This is a genomic window from Terrabacter ginsenosidimutans (assembly GCF_039539425.1).
GTDB classification, from domain to species: Bacteria; Actinomycetota; Actinomycetes; order Actinomycetales; family Dermatophilaceae; genus Terrabacter; species Terrabacter ginsenosidimutans.
Genome location: NZ_BAABDC010000002.1, coordinates 394,698 through 418,586 on the forward strand (window position 1 = coordinate 394,698; position 23,889 = coordinate 418,586).

Annotated in this window: 19 protein-coding genes; 16 read left to right on the forward strand and 3 right to left on the reverse strand. The window is 72.3% G+C overall.

Features of this window, described 5'->3' with window-relative positions; all coding sequences use genetic code 11:
* Window positions 1-3: 3 nt before the first annotated feature.
* The 5 genes from ABD831_RS07830 (at window position 4) to ABD831_RS07850 (ending at window position 6,363) form a co-directional block, all read left to right on the forward strand.
* On the forward strand, window positions 4-1,299 hold the full coding sequence (locus ABD831_RS07830) for a hydroxyacid-oxoacid transhydrogenase (RefSeq protein ID WP_344944007.1): 1,296 nt from the start codon (window positions 4-6) through the stop codon (window positions 1,297-1,299).
* Window positions 1,300-1,341: 42 nt separating this feature from the next.
* Window positions 1,342-3,267, forward strand: coding sequence for a M3 family metallopeptidase (locus ABD831_RS07835; RefSeq protein ID WP_344944010.1), 1,926 nt, complete (start codon window positions 1,342-1,344; stop codon window positions 3,265-3,267).
* A gap of 6 nt (window positions 3,268-3,273) precedes the next feature.
* Window positions 3,274-4,134 carry an MOSC domain-containing protein gene (locus ABD831_RS07840; protein WP_344944013.1) on the forward strand — a complete coding sequence of 287 codons (861 nt, stop codon included), beginning with the start codon at window positions 3,274-3,276 and terminating at the stop codon, window positions 4,132-4,134.
* A gap of 65 nt (window positions 4,135-4,199) precedes the next feature.
* Window positions 4,200-4,658 carry a hypothetical protein gene (locus ABD831_RS07845; protein WP_344944016.1) on the forward strand — a complete coding sequence of 153 codons (459 nt, stop codon included), beginning with the start codon at window positions 4,200-4,202 and terminating at the stop codon, window positions 4,656-4,658.
* A 1-nt stretch (window position 4,659) separates the two neighbouring features.
* Window positions 4,660-6,363 (forward strand): DUF5671 domain-containing protein, encoded by a 1,704-nt coding sequence (locus tag ABD831_RS07850; RefSeq protein WP_344944019.1) that lies wholly within the window; start codon window positions 4,660-4,662, stop codon window positions 6,361-6,363.
* A 27-nt stretch (window positions 6,364-6,390) separates the two neighbouring features.
* On the opposite strand, the gene ABD831_RS07855 is transcribed toward ABD831_RS07850, so the two are convergent.
* Window positions 6,391-8,400 (reverse strand): acyltransferase family protein, encoded by a 2,010-nt coding sequence (locus ABD831_RS07855; RefSeq protein WP_344944022.1) that lies wholly within the window; start codon window positions 8,398-8,400, stop codon window positions 6,391-6,393.
* Window positions 8,401-8,508: 108 nt separating this feature from the next.
* On the opposite strand from ABD831_RS07855, the gene ABD831_RS07860 reads away from it, so the two are divergent.
* Window positions 8,509-8,823, forward strand: a complete 315-nt coding sequence (locus ABD831_RS07860) for an acylphosphatase (RefSeq protein WP_344945368.1) — start codon at window positions 8,509-8,511, stop codon at window positions 8,821-8,823.
* A gap of 18 nt (window positions 8,824-8,841) precedes the next feature.
* On the forward strand, window positions 8,842-9,144 hold the full coding sequence (locus ABD831_RS07865) for a chorismate mutase (protein ID WP_344944024.1): 303 nt from the start codon (window positions 8,842-8,844) through the stop codon (window positions 9,142-9,144).
* Window positions 9,145-9,147: 3 nt separating this feature from the next.
* Here ABD831_RS07865 and ABD831_RS07870 read toward each other — a convergent pair whose 3' ends face one another.
* Window positions 9,148-9,837, reverse strand: a complete 690-nt coding sequence (locus tag ABD831_RS07870) for an MSMEG_1061 family FMN-dependent PPOX-type flavoprotein (protein ID WP_344944029.1) — start codon at window positions 9,835-9,837, stop codon at window positions 9,148-9,150.
* 128 nt (window positions 9,838-9,965) lie between these two features.
* Here ABD831_RS07870 and smc point away from each other — a divergent pair, with 128 nt between their 5' ends.
* From smc to ABD831_RS07900, 6 genes are all read left to right on the forward strand, one after another.
* Window positions 9,966-13,544 carry a chromosome segregation protein SMC gene (gene smc, locus ABD831_RS07875; RefSeq protein ID WP_344944032.1) on the forward strand — a complete coding sequence of 1,193 codons (3,579 nt, stop codon included), beginning with the start codon at window positions 9,966-9,968 and terminating at the stop codon, window positions 13,542-13,544.
* Window positions 13,545-13,691: 147 nt separating this feature from the next.
* A complete protein-coding gene (locus tag ABD831_RS07880; RefSeq protein ID WP_142177340.1) occupies window positions 13,692-13,874 on the forward strand; it encodes a hypothetical protein in 183 nt (60 codons plus the stop codon).
* A 115-nt stretch (window positions 13,875-13,989) separates the two neighbouring features.
* Window positions 13,990-15,192 carry a signal recognition particle-docking protein FtsY gene (ftsY, locus tag ABD831_RS07885; protein ID WP_344944037.1) on the forward strand — a complete coding sequence of 401 codons (1,203 nt, stop codon included), beginning with the start codon at window positions 13,990-13,992 and terminating at the stop codon, window positions 15,190-15,192.
* Between the two features lie 222 nt (window positions 15,193-15,414).
* Window positions 15,415-16,875 (forward strand): ammonium transporter, encoded by a 1,461-nt coding sequence (locus tag ABD831_RS07890; RefSeq protein ID WP_344944040.1) that lies wholly within the window; start codon window positions 15,415-15,417, stop codon window positions 16,873-16,875.
* A complete protein-coding gene (locus ABD831_RS07895) occupies window positions 16,872-17,210 on the forward strand; it encodes a P-II family nitrogen regulator (protein ID WP_141819194.1) in 339 nt (112 codons plus the stop codon). The genes ABD831_RS07890 and ABD831_RS07895 overlap by 4 nt, the downstream gene beginning before the upstream one ends.
* A gap of 72 nt (window positions 17,211-17,282) precedes the next feature.
* A complete protein-coding gene (locus ABD831_RS07900) occupies window positions 17,283-19,655 on the forward strand; it encodes a [protein-PII] uridylyltransferase (protein ID WP_344944045.1) in 2,373 nt (790 codons plus the stop codon).
* A gap of 52 nt (window positions 19,656-19,707) precedes the next feature.
* Here ABD831_RS07900 and ABD831_RS07905 read toward each other — a convergent pair whose 3' ends face one another.
* A complete protein-coding gene (locus ABD831_RS07905) occupies window positions 19,708-20,109 on the reverse strand; it encodes an NUDIX domain-containing protein (RefSeq protein WP_142177343.1) in 402 nt (133 codons plus the stop codon).
* Between the two features lie 94 nt (window positions 20,110-20,203).
* Here ABD831_RS07905 and ffh point away from each other — a divergent pair, with 94 nt between their 5' ends.
* From ffh to ABD831_RS07920, 3 genes are all read left to right on the forward strand, one after another.
* The gene (gene ffh, locus ABD831_RS07910; protein ID WP_344944048.1) at window positions 20,204-21,835 is read left to right on the forward strand and encodes a signal recognition particle protein; all 1,632 of its coding nucleotides are present in this window, start codon (window positions 20,204-20,206) and stop codon (window positions 21,833-21,835) included.
* A gap of 143 nt (window positions 21,836-21,978) precedes the next feature.
* Entirely contained in the window at window positions 21,979-22,953 is a 975-nt protein-coding gene (locus ABD831_RS07915) for a S1C family serine protease (protein ID WP_344944051.1), read from the forward strand.
* Window positions 22,954-23,042: 89 nt separating this feature from the next.
* Window positions 23,043-23,888: an alpha/beta fold hydrolase gene (locus ABD831_RS07920; RefSeq protein WP_344944054.1), complete on the forward strand. Its 846-nt coding sequence runs from the start codon at window positions 23,043-23,045 to the stop codon at window positions 23,886-23,888.
* Window position 23,889: the final 1 nt, after the last annotated feature.

Genomic DNA, 23,889 nt, shown 5'->3' on the forward strand with positions numbered 1-23,889 from the left:
CCCATGACGTGGTCGCCTGCGAACCCCGAGTCCGTCTTCACCTACGGCGCCCCGCAGCTGAAGTTCGGCGCGGGGGCGGCCGACGAGATCGGGCACGACCTCATCGCACTCGGCGCACGCCGCGTCCTCGTGGTCACCGATGCCGGGGTCCTCGCCACGGGGTGGCCGGACCGGGTCGCCGACGGCATACGCAGGTTCGGGGTCGAGGTGGTCGTCCACGACTCCGCGCACGTCGAGCCCACCGATGCGAGCCTCGAGGCCGCGGTCGAGCGGGCCAGGGCGGACGGCCCCTTCGACGGCTTCGTCGCCGTCGGCGGGGGTTCGGCCATCGACACGGCCAAGGCGGTCGACCTGCTCCTGAGCGCCGGCGGCGACCTCATGGACTACGTCAACGTGCCGGTCGGTGCGGGGCGGGCACCGACCCGTCCGCTCGCGCCGCTCGTGGCGGTGCCGACGACGACGGGGACCGGGGCCGAGAGCACGACGATCTGCGTGCTCGACGTCCTCTCGCTCAAGGTCAAGACGGGCATCAGCCATGTCCGGCTCCGTCCGAGCCTCGCGGTCGTCGACCCGCGCCTGACCGCGACCCAGCCTGCCGGGGTCACGGCCAGCGCGGGCATGGACATCCTGTGCCACGCGCTCGAGAGCTGGACGGCGCGCCCTTTCACGAGCTACGAGCACAAGCAGCCGGGGGAACGCGTGCCCTACTGCGGGAGCAACCCGATCTCGGACATGTGGTCCGAGCGGTCGATGTCGTTGTTGGCCAAGGCGTTTCGCACCGCGGTTCGAGACGGTTCCGATGAGGGCGCCCGCGGTGACATGGCGCTGGCGGCGACCTTCGCAGGGCTCGGTTTCGGCAACGCCGGGGTCCACGTGCCGCATGCCAACGCCTACCCGATCGCGGGCCGGGTGCGCGACTTCCACCCGCAGGACTATCCGAGTGCAGAGCCGATGGTGCCGCACGGCATGGCCGTGGCGCTGACCGCACCCGAGGCCTTCCGGTGGACCTTCGCGTCCGACCCGGCCCGCCACCTGGCGGCCGCCCGGCTGCTCGACCCGGCGCACGGTGCGCGGTGGGAGTCCGACGAGCGGGACGTGCTGCCCGGCGTCCTCGTGGACCTGATGCGTGACATCGGGCTGCCCAACGGGCTCGAGGCGGTCGGCTACGACGAGCACGACGTCGCCGACCTGGTCGACGGCTCCCTCAAGCAGCAGCGGCTCCTGGCGACGAGCCCGCGCCCGGTCCGTGCCGACGACCTCGACGGCATCCTGAGGCGCTCCCTGCGGCTCTGGGACTAGCAGTCCCACGTTCGGCCCGGCACGCGGCATACAGTGCCGTCTGTGACGACCGTGCCCACCCACCTGCCCCTGCCCCTCGAGAGTGACTGGCTCGACTGGGTCGGTGCCCGCGGCGAGCAGCAGCTCGCGCTGGCCCGCTCCCTCGTCGAGGGCCTGCGCAACGACCCGCCCCGGGAGCCCCTCGAGGCCCTGCGCGTCTGGAACGACGCGCAGACGGCGCTGTCCAACGCCGCCTCGGTCGGTTCGCTCTTCTCCGAGGTGCATCCGGACGAGGCGGTGCGCGAGCGGGCGGAGTCGGTGGCGCAGCAGGTGCAGAAGCTCGACACCGACCTCGGTCTCGACACCGGGCTGTATGCCGTCCTCGCCGGTCTCGACACGAGCAGCCTGGACGCCGACGCGGCCCGGGTCCTCGAGCGCACCCTGCGCGACTTCCGTCGTTCGGGTGTCGACCAGGACGAGACGACGCGCGACCGGCTGCGCGAGCTGAGCGAGCGGGCGATCCTGCTCAGCCAGGAGTTCAGCAAGAACATCCGCGAGGACGTCCGCAGCATCCGGCTCACGCCGGACCGGCTGGCCGGGATGCCGAAGGACTGGGTCGACGCCCACCCGGTCGACGACGAGGGGCTCGTCACGGTGACGACCGACTACCCCGACGTGGTCCCGTTCCGCACCTTCGCCCGGGACGCCCGGGCCCGGCGCGACCTCGTCACCGAGTTCCTCACCATCGCCTGGCCCGCGAACGACCGCGTGCTGCAGGAGATCTTCGCGGTCCGCCGCGAGCACGCCGCCCTGCTCGGCTACGCGTCCTGGGCCGACTACGACGCCGAGGTCAAGATGATCGGCAGCGGCAAGGCCATCGGCGAGTTCATCGACCGCATCAGCGAGCTGTCGGCCTCGAGCGCCGAGCGCGACAAGGGGGTGCTGCTCGAGCGCCTGCGCCAGGACCGCCCCGACGCCACCGACATCGACGGCGCGGACGTCTCCTACTACGCCGAGCTCGTCCGCAAGGAGCAGCTGGCCGTCGATGCCCAGCAGGTGCGCACGTACTTCTCCTTCGAGTCGGTGCGCCAGGGTCTGCTCGACGTGACCGGACGCCTCTTCGGCCTCGAGTGGTCGCCGGTCGCACGCGAGGACGCGCGGACGTGGCACGAGGAGGTCGCCACCTACGACGTCTCGTTCCAGGGCGAGCGCATCGGCCGCATCCACCTCGACCTGCACCCGCGGGAGGGCAAGTACAAGCACGCGGCCCAGTTCGACCTCGTCCGGGGCGTCGCCGCCACGCAGCTGGCCGAGGGTGTGCTCGTGTGCAACTTCAACCGCGGTCTCATGGAGCACGACGAGGTCGTGACCCTCTTCCACGAGTTCGGCCACCTCGTGCACCACGTCCTCGCCGGCCGCACCGAGTGGGTGAGGTTCTCCGGAGTCGCGACCGAGTGGGACTTCGTCGAGGCACCGAGCCAGATGCTCGAGGAGTGGGCCTGGGACCCCGACGTCCTCGCCACCTTCGCCCGCAACGCCGACGGCGACACCATCCCGGCCGAGCTCGTCCGCGCCATGCGCCGGGCCGACGACTTCGGGAAGGGCTACGACGCGCGCACCCAGATGTTCTACGCCGCGCTCTCCTACGACTTCCACGTGAACCAGAGCGACGACCTGACGGCGCGCCTGCGCGAGCTGATGGACCGCTACTCCGTCTTCCCGTACCTGTCGGGCACGCACATGCAGTGCCACTTCGGGCACCTCGACGGCTACAGCTCGGCCTACTACACCTACATGTGGTCGCTCGTCATCGCCAAGGACATGTTCTCCGCCTTCGACCAGGGCGACCTCTTCGACCCCGAGGTCGCCGGCGCCTACCGCGACAAGGTGCTCACGCCGGGTGGCCGCCGCGACGCGGCGGACCTCGTCGAGGACTTCCTCGGGCGGCCGTACACCTTCGACGCGTATGCCGCGTGGCTCGCCGAGTGAGCCGGCGTGGCCGAGCCGATGGCGAGTGAGCGCGTGCACGTCACGTCGCTGACGGCATACCCCGTCAAGTCGCTCGGTGGCGTGTCCGTCGACACGGCGGTCGTCGAGGCGCAAGGGCTGCGGGGCGACCGTCGGTGGGCTGTCGTCGACCCGGACGGCACCAAGGTCACCGCACGCGAGGAGCACGCCCTGCTCGGGCTGCGGGCCGAGCCGCTCGACGACGGGGGAGTGCGGCTGCTCGGCCCCGGAGCGGACGCGATCGAGGTCGTGCCGCCCCGCGACGCCGCACCCGTGCCGGTGGGCTTCTCGGGGCAGGACCGGGCTCGACCTGCCGGCTCCGGCGCCGACCACTGGCTGACCGAGCAGGTGGGACGCTCGCTGCGGCTCGTGTGGCAGGACGACGAGACGCACCGCCCGATCCGTCCCGAGCTGGGCGGGGCGCCGGGAGACCGCAACTCGCTCTCGGACGCCGCCCCGCTCCACGTGACGTCGGAGTCGTCCTTGGCCCAGCTCAACGACTGGGTGGTCGAGGCCGCCCTCGAGCGGGGTCAGGAGGCGCCGATTCCCCTGGGGCACGATCGTTTCCGGCCCAACGTCGTCCTGGCCGGCGCCGAGCCGTTCGCCGAGGACGGGTGGTCCGCCGTGCGGATCGGTGACGTGCCGTTCCGGGCGACGATGGTGTGCGACCGGTGCGTCATGACGACGATCGACCGGGACGACCTGCGGACCGGCAAGGAGCCGATCCGCACACTGGCGCGACACCGGAAGTGGGACGGCGCCACGTGGTTCGGCATCCGGCTCACTCCCGTGCTGCCGCTGGCCCCCGGCGCGTCCGTCCGCGTGGGAGACGAGGTCGTACCCGACTGAGCCGGTGAGACCGACGTCACGCCCGAAGGGGTACGGCGCCGCTGCACCAGCGCAAGACTGAAGGCGTGAGGACGAACCGGGTCCTCGGGGGTGTGGTCGCCGTGATCGTCGCGCTGGCCACGCTGTCGGCGGTCATCGCGACGCGCGGGAACGCGCCGGCCGTCACCCCGGGTGGGCCGGTCGCAGCGGTCAAGTCCTACCTCTCGGCCGTCGCCGACGGACGGACCGACGAGGCCGCCCGTTGGCTCGACCCGAGCGGCCCCTGTGGGCCCCAGGACTTCGCCTACGCCGTCTTCGTCCCCGGAGAGGGCGCGCCCGGCGTCCGCGTCGACCTCGTGGGCAGCAGCACCGCAGGCCCGACGGCGACCGTCGAGGTCGAGACCCGGATCGGAGACAGCGGGTTCGACCCGTTCGGCACGTCCGGGTTCTCGGAGCGCCACTCCTTCTCGCTCCGGACGGTCGACGGCGCCTGGCGTCTCACCGGGACACCGTGGCCCCTGGACCACTGCTTCAAGGGAGGCTGAGATGGTCGGTTCACTGGTCCTCGCGCTCGTCGTCATCGCGCTGGTGGCGTGGGGCGGTCGACGCGCCTTGTCCCACAGCGGTCCCCGGGTCTCCGACGGCTCGTCGATCCGTCGTTTCTTCACGTATGCCGTGCTCTTCGCGCTGCTCATGGTGGCGGGGAGCGGGGTCGCCGGTCTGCTCGGCAGGGTCATCGACGTGGGGCAGCCCACCGAGGTCTTCGACGACATGCTGGCCCAGCAGACGGCCTTCGCCGTCGTCGGCGTGCCCCTCTACGTCGTCGTCGCGGCGTGGACCAGGGGTCGGATCCGGAGCGACGTCACCGAGGCGAGGTCGCGCGGCTTCGCCCTCTACCTGACCGCGGCATCGGTGGTCTCGATCGTCCTGACCGTCGAGGCCGTGCAGGCCACCGTCGGTTGGGCGCTCGGCGTGCCGCACGGCAGCGCCCAGTTCGCGGAGCTCGTCGTCTGGGGTGGCGTGTGGCTCGTCCACCGGTGGATCGAGCGTCGGGTCGTCGGACCTGACGTGCTGACGTGGGCCGGGTTCCTGGGGTCGGCCATCGGTCTCGGCGTCGCAGCAGCCGGGGCCGTGATGCTCGTCGGCGACCTCCTCGGCCGGGTTCTCGGGATCCCCACGACCCAGGCCGCGGATGCGCCCTCGATGCTGCAGCTCGGGGTGATGACGCTGGTCGCGGGCCTGCCCGTCTGGGCGGTGTGCTGGGCGGTGCCGGCCCGGCGCTTCCAGCGGGACACGCTGTGGCACGTCCAGGTCCTGCTCGTCGGGGTGGCGGGCGGCCTGCTGACGGCGGTCGTCGGGGCGAGCGTGTTGCTCGACCGTCTGGTGGTGTGGCTGGTGACAGGGACCGAGGAGCGCTCCGCGACACAGCTCGAGGCGCTGCCGTGGGCCATCGGTGCCCTCGTCGTCGGCGGTGCGGTCTGGGCCTACCACCGCGCAGTCCTCCGCGTCACCGACGAGACGGCGCGCACCGAGGTTCGCCGGGCCTACGACTACCTGCTCGCAGGAGTCGGGCTCGTTGCGGCCGCCGTCGGGCTCGTGCTGATGATCGTCGCCGGCATCGAAGGGCTGGCCGGCACGGAGGTCGCGCTCGTGGGAGGGGGCGACCCGCTCGACACCGTGATCGCTGCTGCGACCCTCCTGGCCGTGGGTGGTCCGGTCTGGTGGGTCTTCTGGCGCCGGGTCGAACGCGCGGTCCAGGTCGACCCCGTGGGCGAGCGACGGTCCGGCAGCCGCCGCGTGTACGTGCTGCTCGTCTTCGGCGTCGCCGGCGTGTCGGCCGTCGCTGCCCTGCTGACCGGTGTCGTCACCGCGCTCCAGGACGTCTTCGCCGGCACGCTCGGTCCACAGACGCTCCAGGCCGTCCGCTACCCGCTCGGCATCATCGTGACGTCCGGACTCGTCGCGGCCTACCACTGGACGGTGCTCCGGGCGGATCGCGGTGTGCTGGGTGAGCAGCAGCACGGCCCGCGCTACGTCCTGCTCGTCGGCCCCTCGGACCCGGACGTCGTCCGGGCCGTGCACGGACGCACGGGCGGCTCGGTCCACCTGCTGGCCCGCACCGACACCGAGGCGGAGCCATGGTCGGTCGACGACCTCACCGAGGTCCTGGCCGGGCTGCCCGGCCCTGCCGTGGTGGTGCTCGCGGACGAGAACGGCGAGCTGCACACGATCCCGGTCACGCCCCCGTGAGAGGAGGGCGCGGCTCCTCACACGGCATCAGGGGATCGGGAGCTCCTTGAGCACGACCGTCTTGCCGGTGTTCCTCGCGGAGAGGTCGGCCATCGCCTGCCGGACCGTCTTGGAGAAGAGGTGCGCACCCTTGATGGTCGGGTGCACCCGGTCTGACTGCACCTGCTCGGGGTGGGCCCGGATCGCGTCGGCCCAGTCGGCGACGACGACGTTGCGGCGACCGCGGGCGACGAGCTCGAGTGTGGCGTTGTCGGTGTCGACACGCGCGAAGGGACCCATGATGTTGACGAGGACGACCATGCGGTTCGGGCCCAGGACGTCGAGCACCTGCTTGACCCGGTCCTCGTCGACGCCCGCATTGGTGCCGAAGGCGAGGATGACCGCGCGCCGGTTGCCGTCGCCGCGAGCCGTGACCTCCGCCAGCCCGTCGGACCAGCGGCGGTTGGACTTCGCGTCGATGCGGATGCCGGGGAAGTAGTAGCGCAGCGCCTGGAGGCTGCCGACCATGATCGAGTCGCCGTAGGCGTCGATCTCGGTGCCGGCCGGCATCGAGAACGAGGCGTTCGCGGTGGTCGGAGCACCCGAAGAGGGTGCGCCTGTCGCCGTCGGACGTGGCGTGGCGCTCGCGCGCACCGGCGCCGTGACCCCGGAGGTCGGGGCCGTGGTCGCCATCGCGTCCGCCGCGGCCTCGTTCTCCGCGAGCATCCGGGCCGTCTCGCTCTGGTCGGGCGCGGTCACGACGATGACGCCCGTCCCGAGCGCCAGGACCGCAACGGCTGCGGTCAGTCCACGCCTGCCCCGGAGGGTCAGGATCGACAGGCCTCCGCGGGCGGCGGAGGCCACGCCGCGGAAGCCCAGGGTGCGGAACGGCGTCTCGACGAAACGGAAGGTCAGGTCGGCCAGGGCGAGCGTCACGAGGACGCACCACACGCGGGTCAGCAGGTGCGACATGGTGCCCGGCGCCGACGGGTTGTCGAGGGCGACGAGCAGGATGACCGGCCAGTGCCAGAGGTAGATGGAGTAGGACCGGGCGCCGACCCACCCGGACACCGGGTGCCGCATCACCCGCTGGATCGCCGTGACGCCGCCCGGGCGCCGCTCGACGACGCCCATGACGAGGACGGCCGTCGCGAGGGAGGCCAGCACGATGCCGCCGCGGAAGGTCAGTGGCGACTGCTCGTCGAGGAGGACCATCTCGGCGAGCAGGACGACGAGGGCGAGCGGCACGGCATACGACCCGAACCGTCCCCAGCGGGACGGCGCGACCCTCGTCGCCAGCCCGGGGTTGGTCCACGCGAAGGCGAGCGCGGCGCCGGCCATGAGCCCCATGACGTGGGTGTCGGTGCCGTAGTAGACGCGGGTCGCGTCGGTCCCCGGCGTGAACAGGACTGCCATGAGCACCGACGACGCCAGCCCGACGGAGAGGGCGACACCCACCCGGACCCGGCTCGACACGGTCAGCAGTGCCAGGGTCAGCAGTGGCCAGAGCAGGTAGAACTGCTCCTCGACGGCCAGGGACCAGAAGTTCATGAACAGCTGGGGCGCCGTCTGGTCGAAGTAGCTGGTGCCCGCCGTGATCTCGATCCAGTTCGTCGAGAAGGTGAGGGCGCCCAGCATCTGGCGCCCCACGTCGACGAGGAGGTCCTGGCTGACCGCCCGGGCGATGAGCACGCTCGTGACGACGCAGAGCACGAGGGCCGGCAGCAGGCGCCGCGCCCGGCGCACCCAGAACTGCGAGAGGGCGATGCGGCCGGTGCGCTGGTGCTCGCGCAGCAGCAGCGTGGTGATGAGGAAGCCCGAGACGACGAAGAAGACGTCGACGCCGAGGAAGCCCCCGGGCAGCCACGACGCGTTGAGGTGGTAGACGAGGACACCGACGATGGCCAGGGCCCGGAGGCCGTCCAGCCCCTCGATGCGGGCTCCGCGGCCCGAGGAGGCTCGTCCCGCGGGGGCGCGCCCGGATCGCGGTTCGGCCTCCGTGGCCGTCTCGGCGGTCTGGCTCGAGCCAGCCGCCCGTGAAATCGCCGACGTCGTCACGTCGCTCCTTCCGTGGGCCGCGGGTGAGTGGAGTCACCGGTGTGCCTGTCGTGAGCATAGTGACGCGTGGTGCTGACGCTGCGGCGCCACGCGGCATACCGTGTCGGGGTGGACGAGGGATCGAGTGGCCCGGTGGGCGAGACCGTACGGAGCACGATGTTCGTCAAGGGCTCGGTGCAGGGCGTCGGGTTCCGGTGGTGGACCCGGGCGCGGGCGCTCGAGCTCGGACTCGTCGGACACGCCCGCAACACCGCGGACGGACGCGTCGAGATCGTGGCCCAGGGGAGCGCGGAGGCGGTCGACGCCCTGGAGGCGCTGCTGCGGGAGAGTCCTTCGACGACCCGGCGACCCGGCCACGTCGTGAGCGTCGTCGTGCAGACCGGCGTTCCGAGGGACGGAACCACCGGGTTCGTCGAGCGCTGAGACACCTAGGCTGGCCGCGTGAGCGACGTGCCCGAGGTCCCTGCCGAGCTCGCCCGGCTGCGCAGCAGCATCGACAACATCGATGCCGCTCTCGTGCACCTGCTGGCGGAGCGCTTCAAGTGCACCCAGCAGGTCGGGCAGCTCAAGGCCGAGCAACACCTGCCCGCCGCGGACCCGCAGCGCGAGGAGCGGCAGATCGCGCGCCTGAGGTCGCTCGCCGACAGTGCCGGTCTCGACCCGGTCTTCGCCGAGGCGTTCCTCAACTTCATCATCGCCGAGGTCATCCACCACCACGAGCGCATCGCGAACGGCGACGCGTAGACATCAGTAGAGCGTCGCGTCCTGTCGCTCGGCGAGCGCTGCGTCGTAGGCCGCGGCCTCCTCGTCGGAGTCGAAGCCACCGGCGTCGCGGGTCATCGTCCCGGCGGTCGGCAGGCTCTTCGGGTCGACGCGGGCGTCGTCGTCCCACAGACGACTTCGCCTGACCGCCCGAGCGCACTGGAAGTAGACGCGCTCCACCGTGACGACGAGCACCGACGCCGGCGCGATGCCCCTGACCTCGTGCCGGGCCAGCTCCTGAGGGTCCGTGGAGACGATCGCGGTGCCGCGCACGCGCAGCTCCTCGCCGAGGCCGGGCACGAGGAAGATCAGGCCCACCCGGGGGTCGGCGACGACGTTGCGCAGCGTGTCGAGCCGGTGGTTGCCACGCCGGTCCGGGATGACGACGGTGCGCTCGTCGCGCACGACGACGAAGCCCGGGGCGTCGCCACGCGGCGACTGGTCCAGGCCGCCGTCCCCGATCGTGGCGACGACGACGAACGGCGCGGCCGAGATGATGCGGGCGTGGCTCGCCGTGATCGTGCGCGACTCCTTGGCGAGGCTGTTGGGTGCGGGAGTGCCCGGGTAGACCTCGAGCAGTCGCCCGAGCGTGCTGACCCGGTGCGGGTCGTCCAGCGGATCGTGTGGCTGGTGCGGCTCGCCCGCCTGCTGGTGTCGGTGCTCGTCGGCGTCCACGTGACCACGGTATGCCGTGTGGCGCGCGCGGTCCGCACGCGCGTGGCGCTCACCTCCCCGGTACAACCCCCACCGGCTAGTACGCTGACCGGGATCGCTGGCTGGCTGGACAAAGGATTTCTCGGGTCGTGTACGTCAAGAGCCTCACCCTGAAGGGCTTCAAGTCCTTCGCCTCGGCGACCCACCTGCGTCTCGAGCCCGGCATCACCTGCATCGTCGGGCCCAACGGCTCCGGCAAGAGCAACGTCGTCGACGCCCTCGCCTGGGTGATGGGCGAGCAGGGCGCCAAGTCGCTGCGTGGCGGCAAGATGGAGGACGTCATCTTCGCCGGCACGTCCGGTCGTGCACCGCTCGGCCGCGCCGAGGTCGCCCTGACCATCGACAACACCGACGGCGCGCTCCCGATCGACTACACCGAGGTGACGATCGCGCGCACGATGTTCCGCAACGGCGGTTCCGAGTACGCCATCAACGGCACCCCCTGCCGCCTGCTCGACGTGCAGGAGCTGCTCTCCGACAGCGGTATCGGGCGCGAGATGCACGTCATCGTCGGACAGGGGCAGCTCGACACCGTCCTACGCGCGACGCCCGAGGAGCGACGCGGCTTCATCGAGGAGGCCGCGGGCGTCCTCAAGCACCGCAAGCGCAAGGAACGCGCCCTGCGCAAGCTCGAGTCGATGGAGCTCAACCTCACCCGCGTGCAGGACCTCACGGGCGAGATCCGCCGCCAGCTCGGCCCCCTCGGCCGGCAGGCCGAGACGGCACGCAAGGCGGCCGTCATCCAGGCCGACGCCCGTGACGCCCGCCTGCGGCTGCTCGCCGACGACCTCATCCAGCTGACGTCGACCCTCGAGCAGGAGGTCGCCGACGAGTCGGCCCTCATCGAGCGACGCTCCGAGGTCGAGGAGTCCATCGGCGACCTCGCACACCGGCTGTCCACGCTGGAGGAGGCGGCCGAGGCCGCTCGCCCGGCCCTGACGCGCGCGCAGGACGACTACGTCTCGCTCGGCCGGCTCGTGGAGCGGATGGCCTCGACGCGCTCGCTCGCCGCCGAGCGCGTCCGCCTGCTCAGCGAGGACGACGAGCCCGAGGCCCCCGGCCAGAGCCGCGATCCGGAGCAGCTGCGCGTCCAGGCCGCCGAGGTGCGCGAGCAGGAGGCCTTCCTCCTCGAGGAGATCGCCGAGGCCAAGGCCGCCCTCGAGGAGGCGGTCATGAACCGCACCGACGCCGAGCGCGGCCACGCCGAGGAGACCTCGCGCCTGCAGCGTGAGGCACGGGCTGCCGCAGACCGCCGCGAGGGGCTCGCCAAGCTCGGTGGACAGGTCGGCGCGAGGGCGTCACGCATCGAGGCCCGCGAGGCCGAGGTCGGCCGTCTCCGCACCACCATCGAAGCGGCGCAGGCCCGAGCCGCCGAGGCCGAGCACGAGTTCTCCCGCCTCGAGTCGAGCGTCGCCCAGGATGAGGAGGGCGAGGAGGGGCTCGACACCGCCTACGAGGAGGCCGCCGCACGCCTCGAGGCAGCCGAGGCCGAGCTCGCCCGCTGGAAGGAGGCCGAGGCGACCGCCGAACGCGCCCGCACGACGGCCGCCGCTCGCGTCGAGGCCCTGGGTCTCAGTCTCAGCCGGAAGGACGGCGCCGCCGCGCTGCTCGCCGCCGCCGACGAGGGCCACGAGATCCTCGGTTCGGTCGCCTCGCTCGTCACGGTCGAGGCCGGCCTGGAGAATGCCGTCGCCGCCGCGCTCGGGTCGGCCGCCGAGGCGCTCGCCGTCGGCTCGCTCGATGCAGCAGCCGCAGCCCTCGACGCCCTCCGCGACGGGGACAACGGGCGGGCCAGCCTCCTCGTCGCCGAGTCCGCGACACACGTCGACCGGTCGTCGTGGCCCACCCTTCCGGGCGAGGCCCGCTGGGCCCGCGACGTCGTCGAGTGCCCCGACTCCCTGCGGCCGGCCGTCGAGCAGGTGCTCGAGCGCGTGGCCCTCGTGCCGGACGGCCCGGCTGCCCGAGTCCTCGTCCGCAACCACCCCGGCGTCACCGCCGTCACCCGCGGGGGCGACGTCTACGCACCCGGCGCCGTACGCGGCGGCAGCACGAGCGCGCCGAGCCTGCTCGAGCTGCAGGCAGCCCTCGACGACGCCCAGGACGCCATGGCCCGGGCCACCCGTGAGGGCGAGGAGGCCCGGTTCCGCGTCTCGGGCGCCGAGGCGAGCCGCGCCGAGCTCGCCGACTCCGTCGAGGCCGCGATCGAGCGGCTCAACGAGAGCGACGCGCGGATGGCTGCGATCGCCGAGAAGCTCGGCTCCCTCGGGCAGACCCTGCGGGCCGCTCGGTCCGAGGTCGAGCGCACCGAGAAGGCCATCGCTGACGCCATGTCGGCCCTCGAGGCCGACCAGACCGAACATGCCGCTCTCCTCGAGCGGCTCGAGGCGGCCAGCGGCGAGGGCGACTTCGCCGACGAGCCGTCGACCGAGGAGCGCGACCGCCTCGAGGCCGTGGCCCGTGAGGCGCGCGCCGCCGAGACCGAGCTGCGGCTGGCGCTGCGCACCCGTGAGGAGCGGGCGCGTGCCCTCAAGGACCGCGCCGACGCGCTCGAGCGCAGTGCCCGCCACGAGGAGGAGACCCGTCGGCGTGTTGCCGAGAAGCGCGAGCGCCGGCAGCGTGAGGCTGCGGTCGCCGACGCCGTGCGGATCGCGGCGACGTGGGCCCACGAGCTCCTCGCGGACTCTGCCGAGCAGGCGGGGCGTGCCCGTGCCGCGGGTGAGGCCGAGCGCACCGAGCGGGACGCCGAGCTCGCCGTCGTGCGCCGCGACATCTCGGTGCTGCAGGCCGAGCTGCGTGAGCTGACCGACACGGTGCACCGCGACGAGGTCGCCCGCACCCAGCAGCGCCTCCGCATCGAGCAGCTCGAGACCAAGGCGGTCGAGGAGCTCGGCATCGCGCCGTCCGACCTTGTCGAGGAGTTCGGCCCGCACCAGCTCGTCCCCGCCGTGCCCGACCCCGACGCCGACCCCGACGCGCCGCAGCCGGACCCCGTGCCCTTCGTGCGCGAGGCTCAGGAGAAGCGGCTGCGCCAGGCCGAGCGCAAGCTGGGCGCCCTCGGACGCATCAACCCGCTCGCCCTCGAGGAGTTCACCGCGCTCGAGGAGCGCCACAAGTTCCTCACCGAGCAGCTCGAGGACCTCAAGAACTCCAAGCGGGACCTGCTCGACATCGTCAAGGAGGTCGACGAGCGCGTCGAGCGCGTGTTCGCCGAGGCGTTCGCGGACACCGCTGTCCAGTTCGAGCGCGTGTTCCAGCGGCTCTTCCCCGGCGGTGAGGGCCGGCTCGTCCTCACCGACCCGTCGAACATGCTGACCACGGGCCTCGAGGTCGAGGCACGCCCCCCGGGCAAGAAGATCAAGCGGCTGTCGCTGCTCTCCGGTGGCGAGCGCTCGCTCGTCGCGGTGGCCCTGCTCGTCGCGATCTTCAAGGCCCGCCCCTCGCCGTTCTACATCATGGACGAGGTCGAGGCGGCCCTCGACGACGCCAACCTCGGCCGCCTCATCACGCTCTTCGAGGAGCTGCGCGACAGCTCGCAGCTCATCGTCATCACCCACCAGAAGAAGACGATGGAGATCGCCGACGCCCTCTACGGCGTCAGCATGCGCGGCGACGGGGTCACGACCGTCGTGTCGCAGCGCCTGCGCGACGTGGCTGACCGCCCGGCCTGAGGCACTTTGGCACCCGCCATCGGGCGGGACGTCTCGCGTGCGCCCGGGGCCAACCCTGCCCGACGACGCGTGACGCGACTTTGGAGTTGCCAAATCGTCACTTCATGCTATTTGCGTCACGCCAGTCACATGCGTCACTCTTGTCACATGGTTTTCCTGGTCATCTCGATGCTCGTCGTCACCGTGCTCGGTGTGGCGGTCGTCGGCGTCGTCGCGGTGCCTGCGCACCGGGGCGGCCGAGACCTCCTCACCACCAAGGGGGAAGGGGTCGCGCGCTCGGCACGTCGCCGCGCGGGCACCCTCGGTCGACCGCGCGCCCGCACCCACTAGGCGCGTCCGGCCACCTGCCCGTCACCCTGCGCCACCGGCCGACGCCGGTGGCGCAGGCGCGTCCGGCCCGCGGAGGCGTTCCGGCGGGACGGGACACCACCGGCCCCGTGGTTGGATGGCTGGCGTGGACACGGTCTTCATCTTCATCGTCATCGGCGCCATCATCGTGCTGGGAGCGCTCGCCTACGGAGTCAGTCTCGTGGGCAGCGGGCGCAACCGCGGCATCGAGCGTCAGGCCCCGCCGGCCCACGAGGGTCTTCCCGGGGAGGACCTGGACCGCGAGCCGCCCGCCCACGCGACCGACATCGTCGCGCCACCCGAGACGCCGGGGGCCCCCGCCGAGATCGAGGTCGAGGAGCCGACCGCGCCGACCGCGCCGACGCTCGAGCGTCCGGAGTCGGCCCGTGGCCGGCTGCAGCGCCTCCGCGCACGCCTGGCCCGGTCCAACTCCTCCATCGGCCAGGGCCTGCTGGCCCTGCTGTCGCGCGGCAAGCTCGACGAGGAGGCGTGGGAGGAGGTCGAGGACACCCTCATCTCCTCCGACCTCGGGGTCGAGGCCACGATGGAGCTCGTCGACTCCCTGCGCACGCGCGTCAAGATCGACGGCACGACCGACGAGGCCACCGTCCGCGGCTGGCTCCGGGAGGACCTGCTCGCCCTCGTCCAGCCCGACATGGACCGCCGGATCGCGAGCAGCCGCGTCGGCGACCGGCCCGCCGTCATCCTGGTCGTCGGCGTCAACGGCACCGGCAAGACGACGACCGTCGGCAAGCTGGCCCGTGTCCTCGTCGCCGAGGACCGCGAGGTCCTGCTCGGTGCGGCCGACACCTTCCGCGCCGCTGCCGCCGACCAGCTCGAGACGTGGGGCGCCCGGGTCGGCGTCGCCACCGTGCGCTCCGACAAGGACAACGCCGACCCCGCAGCCGTGGCCTTCGACGCGGTCAAGGCCGGCATCGAGGAGGAGGTCGACGTCGTCATCATCGACACCGCCGGCCGCCTCCACAACAAGGTCGGCCTCATGGACGAGCTGGGCAAGGTCAAGCGCGTCATCGAGAAGCAGAGCGAGATCGACGAGGTCCTCCTCGTCCTCGACGCCACCACCGGCCAGAACGGCCTCCAGCAGGCCAAGGTGTTCTCCGAGGCCGTCGACGTCACGGGCATCGTCCTGACCAAGCTCGACGGCACGGCCAAGGGCGGCATCGTCGTCGCGGTCCAGCGCCAGCTCGGCGTCCCCGTCAAGCTCGTCGGTCTCGGTGAGGGTCCCGACGACCTCGCGCCCTTCGACCCCGAGGCCTTCGTCGACGCCATCGTCATGTAGCCCGCCACACGTGACGCACGTATGCCGCCAGGCCCAGCCGGGCGGCACGTGCGTCCGACGGTGGTCGGGCGACGCTGACCGGTCCGCTGGGCGGGCAGGGGAGTCCACGATCCGGACGGCCCCCGTGGCGGAAACCAGCCGCTTACACCGCCCTCGCGTTGTTGACACGGCTGTAACAAACGGTGTGATCGACCGACATCCCGCCCGTCCACTGTTCTCGTCATGAGCGCACTTACCTACGTGACGGCAGACGCGCCGTTCACCGACAGCGGGAACACCGCGTGGGTCCTGGCAGCGGCCGCCCTGGTCCTGTTCATGACTCCCGGTCTCGCCCTCTTCTACGGCGGCATGGTCCGCACCAAGAGCGTCCTCAACATGATGATGATGTCGTTCATCACGATGGGAACGGTCGGCACGGTGTGGATCCTCTGGGGCTACAGCCAGACCTTCGGACCGGACATCGGCGGCGGTCTGATGGGCAACCCCTTCACGCACTTCGGCCTCAGCGGGGTCATCGACCAGATCTACGGCTACGTCCCGGCCGACGCAGCGGCAGGCACGGCAGCGGCCGGTGGCATCCCCGCCACCGCGTTCGTCGCCTTCCAGGTCGTCTTCGCGATCATCGCGGTGGCCCTCGTGTCCGGCGCCATCGCCGACCGTGCCAAGTTCAGCACCTGGACGATCTTCACCGTCGTCTGGGCCACCCTCGTCTACTTCCCCGCGGCACACTGGGTGTTCGCGTTCAGCGGCTACGCGGCCGAGACCGGCGGTTGGATCGCCAACAAGGCCGATGGCCTCTTCCTCGGCGGTGCCGGCGCCTACGACTTCGCCGGCGGCACGGCCATCCACATCAACGCGGGCGCCGCGGGCCTGGCTCTCGCGCTCGTCCTCGGCAAGCGCGTCGGCTTCAAGCGTGACCCGATGCGCCCGCACAACCTGACGCTCGTCATGATCGGTGCCGGCATCCTGTGGTTCGGCTGGTTCGGCTTCAACGCCGGCTCGGCGCTCGGCGCCGGGGTCCAGGCCGCCGGTGTCTGGGTCAACACCCTCGCCGCGACAGCCACGGCCATGCTCGGCTGGCTCGTCACGGAGAAGCTGCGCGACGGCCACGCCACCTCCCTCGGTGCTGCGTCCGGTGTCGTCGCCGGCCTCGTCGCCATCACGCCGGCCTGCGCCACGGTCTCGCCCATCGGCGCCCTCCTCGTCGGCCTCGTCGCCGGTGTCGGCTGCGCCCTGGCCGTCGGCCTGAAGTTCAAGCTCGGCTTCGACGACAGCCTCGACGTCGTGGGTGTCCACCTCGTCGGCGGACTCATCGGCACCCTGCTCATCGGCTTCCTCGCCACCAAGGGCAGCCCGACCGGCGCCGCCGGCCTCGACGTCAACGAGGGCCTCTTCTACGGCGGTGGCGGATCACAGCTGGTCGCCCAGCTCGAGGGCGCACTCGTCGTCATGGTGTTCTCCTTCGTCGTCACCTACCTCATCGGGCTCGCGCTCCACAAGACGATCGGGTTCCGGGTGTCGCCGGAGGACGAGGTCAGCGGCATCGACCTTGCCCAGCACGCTGAGACCGGGTACGACTTCGGTTCATTCGGTGGGTCCCGCACGGGCGTGGTCGCCGGCCACACCGCCACCGCACCCGCCCCGTCCGCCGACAAGGCGCCCAAGGAAGAGGCCTCCGCATGAAGCTCATCACCGCCATCATCAAGCCCCACCAGCTCGACGAGGTGAAGGAGGCCCTGGAGGCCTTCGGGGTGGCCGGCATGACCATCAGCGAGGCCAGCGGCTACGGCCGTCAGCGCGGCCACAGCGAGGTCTACCGCGGCGCCGAGTACACCGTCGACTTCGTGCCCAAGGTGCGACTCGAGGTCCTCGTCGACGACGTCGATTCCTCGGACGTCCTCGAGGTCATCCTCAAGGCCGCCCAGACCGGTCGCATCGGTGACGGCAAGATCTGGTCCGTCCCCGTCGACGAAGTGGTGCGGGTCCGCACCGGCGAGCGCGGCGTCGACGCTCTCTGAGCGCCGGCGAAGCGCTCGAGAGCACCACGAAACCCACCACACACGCACCACAAGGGGACGGCGAGACCTGACATGACGGATGTGACCTCACGACGTCTCGACCTCGCCGGCACCCGCACCTTCGCAACGCCCGGCGCCGGCCAGACCCGGCGCCGGGCGCTTGCGGAGTTCGGGTTCGGGTGGCTCCAGGAGCTGTGGCGCGAGGCGTGCGCCGGGCGCCGGCACGAAGGTGTCGCGCTCGCCGCCGTCGGCTCCCTCGCCCGCGGTGACAGCGGGCCGCTCAGTGACTACGACCTCGTGCTCGTGCACCACCCCCGCGGGCTGTCGGGCAAGGAGGTCGGCGCCTTCGCGGACAAGCTCTGGTACCCGATCTGGGACGCCGGGGTCCGGCTCGACCACAGCGTCCGCACCGTCGCCGACTGCCGGGCCGTCGCCTCCGACGACCTGTCGGCGGCGGTCGGGCTGCTCGACCTGACCCACGTGGCCGGGGACGCCGACGTCGTCAACGCGGCCCGCTCCACGGTGGCGCACGACTGGCGGGCCAACGCGCGCACCCGGCTCGGTGAGATGCAGGACTCCGTCATCCAGCGGCACGCCCGCCAGGGAGACCTCGCCCACCTCATCGAGCCGGACCTCAAGGAGGCCCACGGCGGCCTCCGGGACATGTCGGTCCTGCGGGCCCTGACGGCCGCCTGGCTGACCGACCGGCCGCACGGCGAGGTCGACGAGGCCTACGAACGCATCCTCGACGTGCGTGACGCGATCCACGTCGTGACCGGACGCGGCCGCGACCGGCTCACCCGGGACGACCAGGACGCGTGCGCCGCCCTGCTCGGCTACACCGACTCGGACGACCTCCTCACGGACCTGTCGACCTCCGCCCGCACCATCGCGTATGCCGTCGACGGCACCCTGCGTCGCGCCATGCAGTCCCAGCGCGCCAGGACGCTGCGCGTCGGCCCGCGTCGGCCCCAGCTGGCTCCGCTCGGCTACGGCCTCTACCGGCACGACGGCGAGGCGGTCCTCGGACCGTCGGCCGACCTGTCCTCCGACCCGATCATCCCGCTGCGCGCTGCCGTCGTGGCGGCACGCGGCGGCATCCCGCTCTCGCCGACGACGCTGAAGAACCTCGCCGCCACCGCGCCGGTCCTGCAGGAGCCGTGGCCCGAGGTGGCCCGCAACCTGTTCGCCGACCTGCTGGCGTCGGGACCCGGGCTCGTCACCGTGTGGGAGGGCCTCGACCTCGCGGGCGTCGTCGAGCGCTGGATCCCCGAGTGGAAGGCGGTGCGCAGCCGCCCGCAGCGCAACGCCGTCCACCGGCACACCGTCGACCGACACCTCATCGAGACCGTCGTGGCAGCGAGCGGCATGGTCCGCGACGTCGCCCGACCCGACCTGCTCATGCTCGCGGCAGTGCTCCACGACATCGGCAAGGTGCCGGGGAGCCAGGACCACTCCGTGACCGGGGCCGAGCTCGCCGACACGGTGCTCGAGAGGATGGGGGTCAACGACGCCGACCGCAGGACCGTCGTGCGCCTCGTGCGCGAACACCTGACGCTCGTGGAGCTCGCCACCCGCCGCGACCCCGAGGACCCGGCGACCATCGCCGCCCTGTCCGAGGCCGTCGACGGCTCGGCCACGACCCTCGACCTGCTGCGCGCCCTCACCGAGGCCGACGCGTCCGCCGCCGGCCCCAAGGCGTGGAGCGACTGGCGGGCCGGTCTCGTCCAGCGCCTCTACCAGGCCTGCCGCACGGCGCTCACCGCCCAGCCCACCCAGACAGAAGGAGAGGGGCCTCTCGTGGTCGAACCCATCGAGACCCTGCCGCTCTCCGACGACGCGCTCGACCGCATCGCGTCCGGAGAGCCCTACATCACCGTGTCGTCCCTCGGGGGCGCCCACCGCATCGACATCATCGACCGCGACCGCGCGGGGCTGTTCGCCGACACCGCAGGCCTGCTCGCCGCGCACGGGTTCGTCGTGCGCTCGGCGATCGTGCGCACGGTCGACGGTCTCGCGGTCAACGAGTGGTGGGTCGACTCGCCCGGTAGCGAGACGCCGCTGCCCCAGGTCATCGCCCGCGACCTCGTCCGGGTCGCCAAGGGCGACCGCGCGCCCCTGGGCAAGCTGCAGCGACGCAAGTCCACCGGCGTGCGCAGCCCCGGCTCGGGATCGGTCGACTCCACCCGCGCCATGGTCATCTGCAGCGCCTCGGACAGTGCGACCGTCATCGAGGTGCGTGCGACCGACCGCCCCGGGCTGCTCCAGGACATCGGCATCACGCTCGCCCGCGCGTCGCTGTCGGTGCGGTCGGCCCACATCGCGACCTATGCCGGCCAGACGCTCGACACGTTCTACGTCACCGAGTTCGGCGGGGGACAGCTCGCGCCGGCGCGGGCCGCGCAGGCCGTTGCGATGATCATCGACACCTGCGACGGCGACTGACGCGCGGACACCTCGCCGCTCCGCCCGTTCGACGTGTCCGCGGGCAGGACGGTCAGTCGATGAGGTCGGCGTCGTGGAGGTGGGCGAGGACGAGCCGGTCGACGGCGGACACCCGGTCGCCCTCGCCTGCCGTCAGCCACGCGATCTCCTCGATCTCGCGCGACGGCACGAACGAGCCAGTGTGGATGGCGGTGTAGCAGGTGAGGCGCACGAGCAGACCGTCCGTGCGCGCGTCTGCGAGCGCCTCGAACGTGCCGACGTGCATGGCGGTCGTCGCCTCGACCGTGACGGCCAGCTCCTCGTCGAGCTCGCGGACCAGCGTCTGGACGTCGGTCTCACCCGGCTCGCGCTTGCCGCCGGGCAGGTAGAAGCGCTCGCGGCCGGCGTTGCGGGCCACGAGCAGGCGCCGGTCCTCCAGGTGGATCCACGCGATCTTGTCGATGAGGTCAGCCATCGGACCAACGTAACCCGGTGCGCGACGGCGGCTGACGGCACACCTCATCGGGCGTCGGGTCGGACCCACGCGCCGGAGCGGATAACCTTGGCCGGTGTTTGCATCCCTGTCTGACCGCCTGACCGCGACGTTCAAGAACCTGCGTGGCAAGGGCCGGCTCTCGGAGTCCGACGTCAACGCGACGATCCGCGACATCCGCCTCGCCCTGCTCGACGCCGACGTCGCCCTGCCCGTCGTCAAGCGGTTCACCGGCTCGGTGCGCGAGCGTGCCCTCGGCGCCGAGGTCAGCCAGGCGCTCAACCCCGCCCAGCAGGTCGTCAAGATCGTGCAGGAGGAGCTCGTCGGCATCCTCGGCGGGCAGACGCGCACCATCCGTTTCGCCAAGCAGCCACCGACCGTCATCATGCTCGCGGGTCTGCAGGGCTCGGGCAAGACGACCTTCGCCGGCAAGCTCGGCAAGTGGCTCAAGGACCAGGGCCACACCCCGCTCCTCGTCGCGGCCGACCTCCAGCGCCCCAACGCCGTCACCCAGCTCGAGGTCGTCGGCGAGCGCGCCGGCATCCCCGTCTTCGCTCCCGAGCGCGGCAACATGGGCGGCCACGACGCCGTCCTCGACTCGGGCGAGGGCACGCGGTCGTTCGGTGACCCCGTCTCCGTGTCGCGGATGGGCATCGAGCAGGCCCGTGCCAAGCAGTACGACGTCGTCATCGTCGACACCGCTGGTCGACTCGCCGTCGACGCCAACCTCATGCAGCAGGCCGGTGACATCCGCGCGGCGATCTCGCCCGACGAGGTCCTCTTCGTCCTCGACGCGATGATCGGCCAGGCTGCCGTCGAGACGGCTCAGGCCTTCCACGAGGGCGTCGCCTTCACCGGTGTCGTCCTCTCCAAGCTCGACGGTGACGCCCGCGGTGGTGCGGCGCTGTCCGTCGCCGAGCTCACCGGCGAGCCGATCATGTTCGCCTCGACCGGTGAGAAGGTCACCGACTTCGAGGTCTTCCACCCCGACCGCATGGCGAGCCGCATCCTCGACATGGGTGACGTGCTGACGCTCATCGAGCAGGCCGAGAAGGCGTTCGACAAGCGCCACGCCGACGAGATGGCGCGCAAGTTCCTCGCCGAGGAGGACTTCACCTTCGAGGACTTCCTCCAGCAGATGAACGCCATCAAGAAGATGGGCTCGCTGAAGTCGATGCTCAAGATGATGCCGGGCATGCAGGGGATGCGTGAGCAGCTCGACGCCTTCGACGACCGCGAGTTCGACCGCGTCGAGGCGATGGTCCGCTCGATGACGCCCTTCGAGCGCACCCACCCCAAGCAGATCAACGGCTCGCGCCGCGCCCGCATCGCCAAGGGCTCCGGTGTCACCGTCACCGACGTCAACCAGCTGCTCGAGCGCTTCGGCCAGGCCCAGAAGATGATGAAGTCGATGGCGCGCGGCGGTGGCGGCGGCCTCCCGGGCATGCCCGGGATCCCCGGCGCCGGCAAGCGCGGCAAGCAGGCCCCGCAGCGCAAGAAGAGCAAGAGCGGCAACCCCGCCAAGCGTGCCGCGGAGGAGCGGGCGGCCGCGGAGAAGGCCGCGTCCGGCCGTGCCGCGTCGGCGGCCGGCGCGTTCGGGGCACCCGGGGCGAACGGCGCCGGAGCGTCCGAGGACGCCGACCCGTTGGCCGGCTTCGACCCGTCGAACCTGCCCAAGGGCTTCGAGAAGTTCCTCGGCAAGGGCTGAGCAGGCATCCTCGCGAGCGCCGGCCCCGGCCGGACGTTCGCCGTCGGCGAACCCGGTGCGATCCGCGGAATGCACGGGACAGCCGCGTCGCTGTCCGTGACATGGCCGTGCAGGTCGCGCGGCCGAGGACGCCGGGAGGGGACATGCCCCCGTTCGAGATGCCGTCGGCTCCTGAGCCGAGCGACGAGGAGCTGCTCGACGCCTACTCGCACACGGTGAGCACCGTGGCGCGGCGTCTGGCCCCGGTCGTCGCGAGCCTGCGGGTCAGCAGACCGGCGCGCGGCGGCACGGTCGAGGGTGGCGGCTCTGCCGTCGTGCTCACCGAGGACGGCCTGCTCCTGACCAACGCCCACGTCGTCGAGGGCGTCGACCGCGGCACCGCCCACTTCTCCGACGGCATGTCGGTGCGCGTCCACCTGGTCGGAGCCGACCCGCTGTCGGACCTCGCAGTCGTGCGCTCGGAGAGCTCGCTGCCGACGCCACCGGCATACGGCGACGCCGACCGGCTGGAGGTGGGGCACGTCGTCGTCGCCATCGGCAACCCGTTGGGTCTCGAGGGCAGCGTCACGGCAGGTGTCGTCAGCGCTCTCGGCCGTTCGCTGCCGACGAGGTCCGGAGCCGCGTCGCGCCTCGTCGAGGACGTCATCCAGACCGACGCCGCGCTCAACCCCGGCAACTCCGGGGGCGCCCTCGCCGACTCCCGCTCCCGGGTCGTCGGCGTCAACACGGCCGTGGCCGGCGTCGGGCTCGGACTTGCCGTCCCGATCAACGCCACGACCCGGCGGATCATCGAGGCCCTCGTCGAGGACGGCCACGTGCGCCGTGCCTACCTCGGCCTCGTCACCGCCCCCGTTCCCGTCTCCGACGACGTCGCGGCGCGCCTCGGACGGCGCACCGCCCTGCGGATCGCGCAGGTCGTGCCCGGCAGCCCGGCCGACCGGGCCGGGCTGATGCGCGGCGACGTCGTCGTCGCCGCGGACGGCCGCGCGCTCTTCGACGCCCAGTCGCTCCAGCGCATCCTGCTCGACGAGGCGATCGACCGGTCGATGGAGATCACCGTGCTGCGGGGGTCCGCGCTCGTGGACGTCGTCGCCGTGCCCCGGCTCCTGCGCGGCTGACCGACCCACGGTCGCGCTCCGCGTCGAAACGCGGGGCGACGCCCCGAGGACACCTGTCCGGCACGACAGCGGCGGCCTAGGCTCGGAGCGTGGTCACCACCGACGGACGGTCGCGGGTGCAGCTGCCCGACGGGCGGCGTCTAGACGTGTGGCAGGGCGGCGACCCGCGCGGCACCCCGCTCGTCTTCTTCCACGGCACGCCCGGTGGGCGCCTGCAGGCCGCCCTCGGCGACGGCGCGGCGTCGCGCGCCGGCGTGCGGTTGCTCGCGTTCTCGCGGCCCGGCTACGGCGGGTCGACCGACGCCCCCACGACGCTGTCGTCCGTCGGGAGGGACGCCGGCGCCTTCGCGGATGCGCTCGGGCTCGACGCCTTCGCCGTGCTCGGAGTCTCCGGGGGAGGGCCGTATGCCGTCGCGGCGGCTGCCGCCCTGCCCGACCGGGTGCGCGTGGTCGGGGTCGTCGCCGGGGTCGGACCACTGCTCGAGCTCGACCCCGTCGCGGCCGACGACCACGCGGTCCGCGCGGCCTTCGCAGGGGACCTCGACACGGCGATCCGCCTCCGGGACGACGCGGCGACCCGGAGGCCCCGGGGGAGCGGGCCGGGCCCTGGCGCGACGGTCCGCGCGGGCGGCTTCGTCTCGCCCGAGATCCTCGAGCCGTGGACGGGCAGCGGCCGACCCGGCGTACCGCCCTTCCGTGGCGTCTCACGGGACGCGCTCGCCTTCACCACGGGCTGGGACCTCGTGCTCGCCGACGTCCGCGCCCCCGTGCACCTCTGGTACGGCGACCGTGACCGCACGGTCGGGCTCGAGCACGGGCGGTGGCTGCATGCCCACCTGCCGACGTCGCGGCTGGTCGTCCGCGAGGGTGCCGGACACCTCGGGACGCTCATGGCGCACTGGGCCGACACCCTCACGGATCTGGCGAACACCTGAG

Bases quoted from the DNA above. Each gene is read 5' to 3' on its own strand.
- ftsY (WP_344944037.1), top strand. From the start codon at position 13,990: ATGGCTGGCGTGGACACGGTCTTCATCTTCATCGTCATCGGCGCCATC.
- ABD831_RS07880 (WP_142177340.1), top strand. From the start codon at position 13,692: ATGGTTTTCCTGGTCATCTCGATGCTCGTCGTCACCGTGCTCGGTGTG.
- ABD831_RS07895 (WP_141819194.1), top strand. From the start codon at position 16,872: ATGAAGCTCATCACCGCCATCATCAAGCCCCACCAGCTCGACGAGGTG.
- ABD831_RS07850 (WP_344944019.1), top strand. From the start codon at position 4,660: ATGGTCGGTTCACTGGTCCTCGCGCTCGTCGTCATCGCGCTGGTGGCG.
- ABD831_RS07830 (WP_344944007.1), top strand. From the start codon at position 4: ATGACGTGGTCGCCTGCGAACCCCGAGTCCGTCTTCACCTACGGCGCC.
- ABD831_RS07900 (WP_344944045.1), top strand. From the start codon at position 17,283: ATGACGGATGTGACCTCACGACGTCTCGACCTCGCCGGCACCCGCACC.
- ABD831_RS07905 (WP_142177343.1), bottom strand. From the start codon at position 20,109: ATGGCTGACCTCATCGACAAGATCGCGTGGATCCACCTGGAGGACCGG.
- ABD831_RS07915 (WP_344944051.1), top strand. From the start codon at position 21,979: ATGCCCCCGTTCGAGATGCCGTCGGCTCCTGAGCCGAGCGACGAGGAG.
- ABD831_RS07890 (WP_344944040.1), top strand. From the start codon at position 15,415: ATGAGCGCACTTACCTACGTGACGGCAGACGCGCCGTTCACCGACAGC.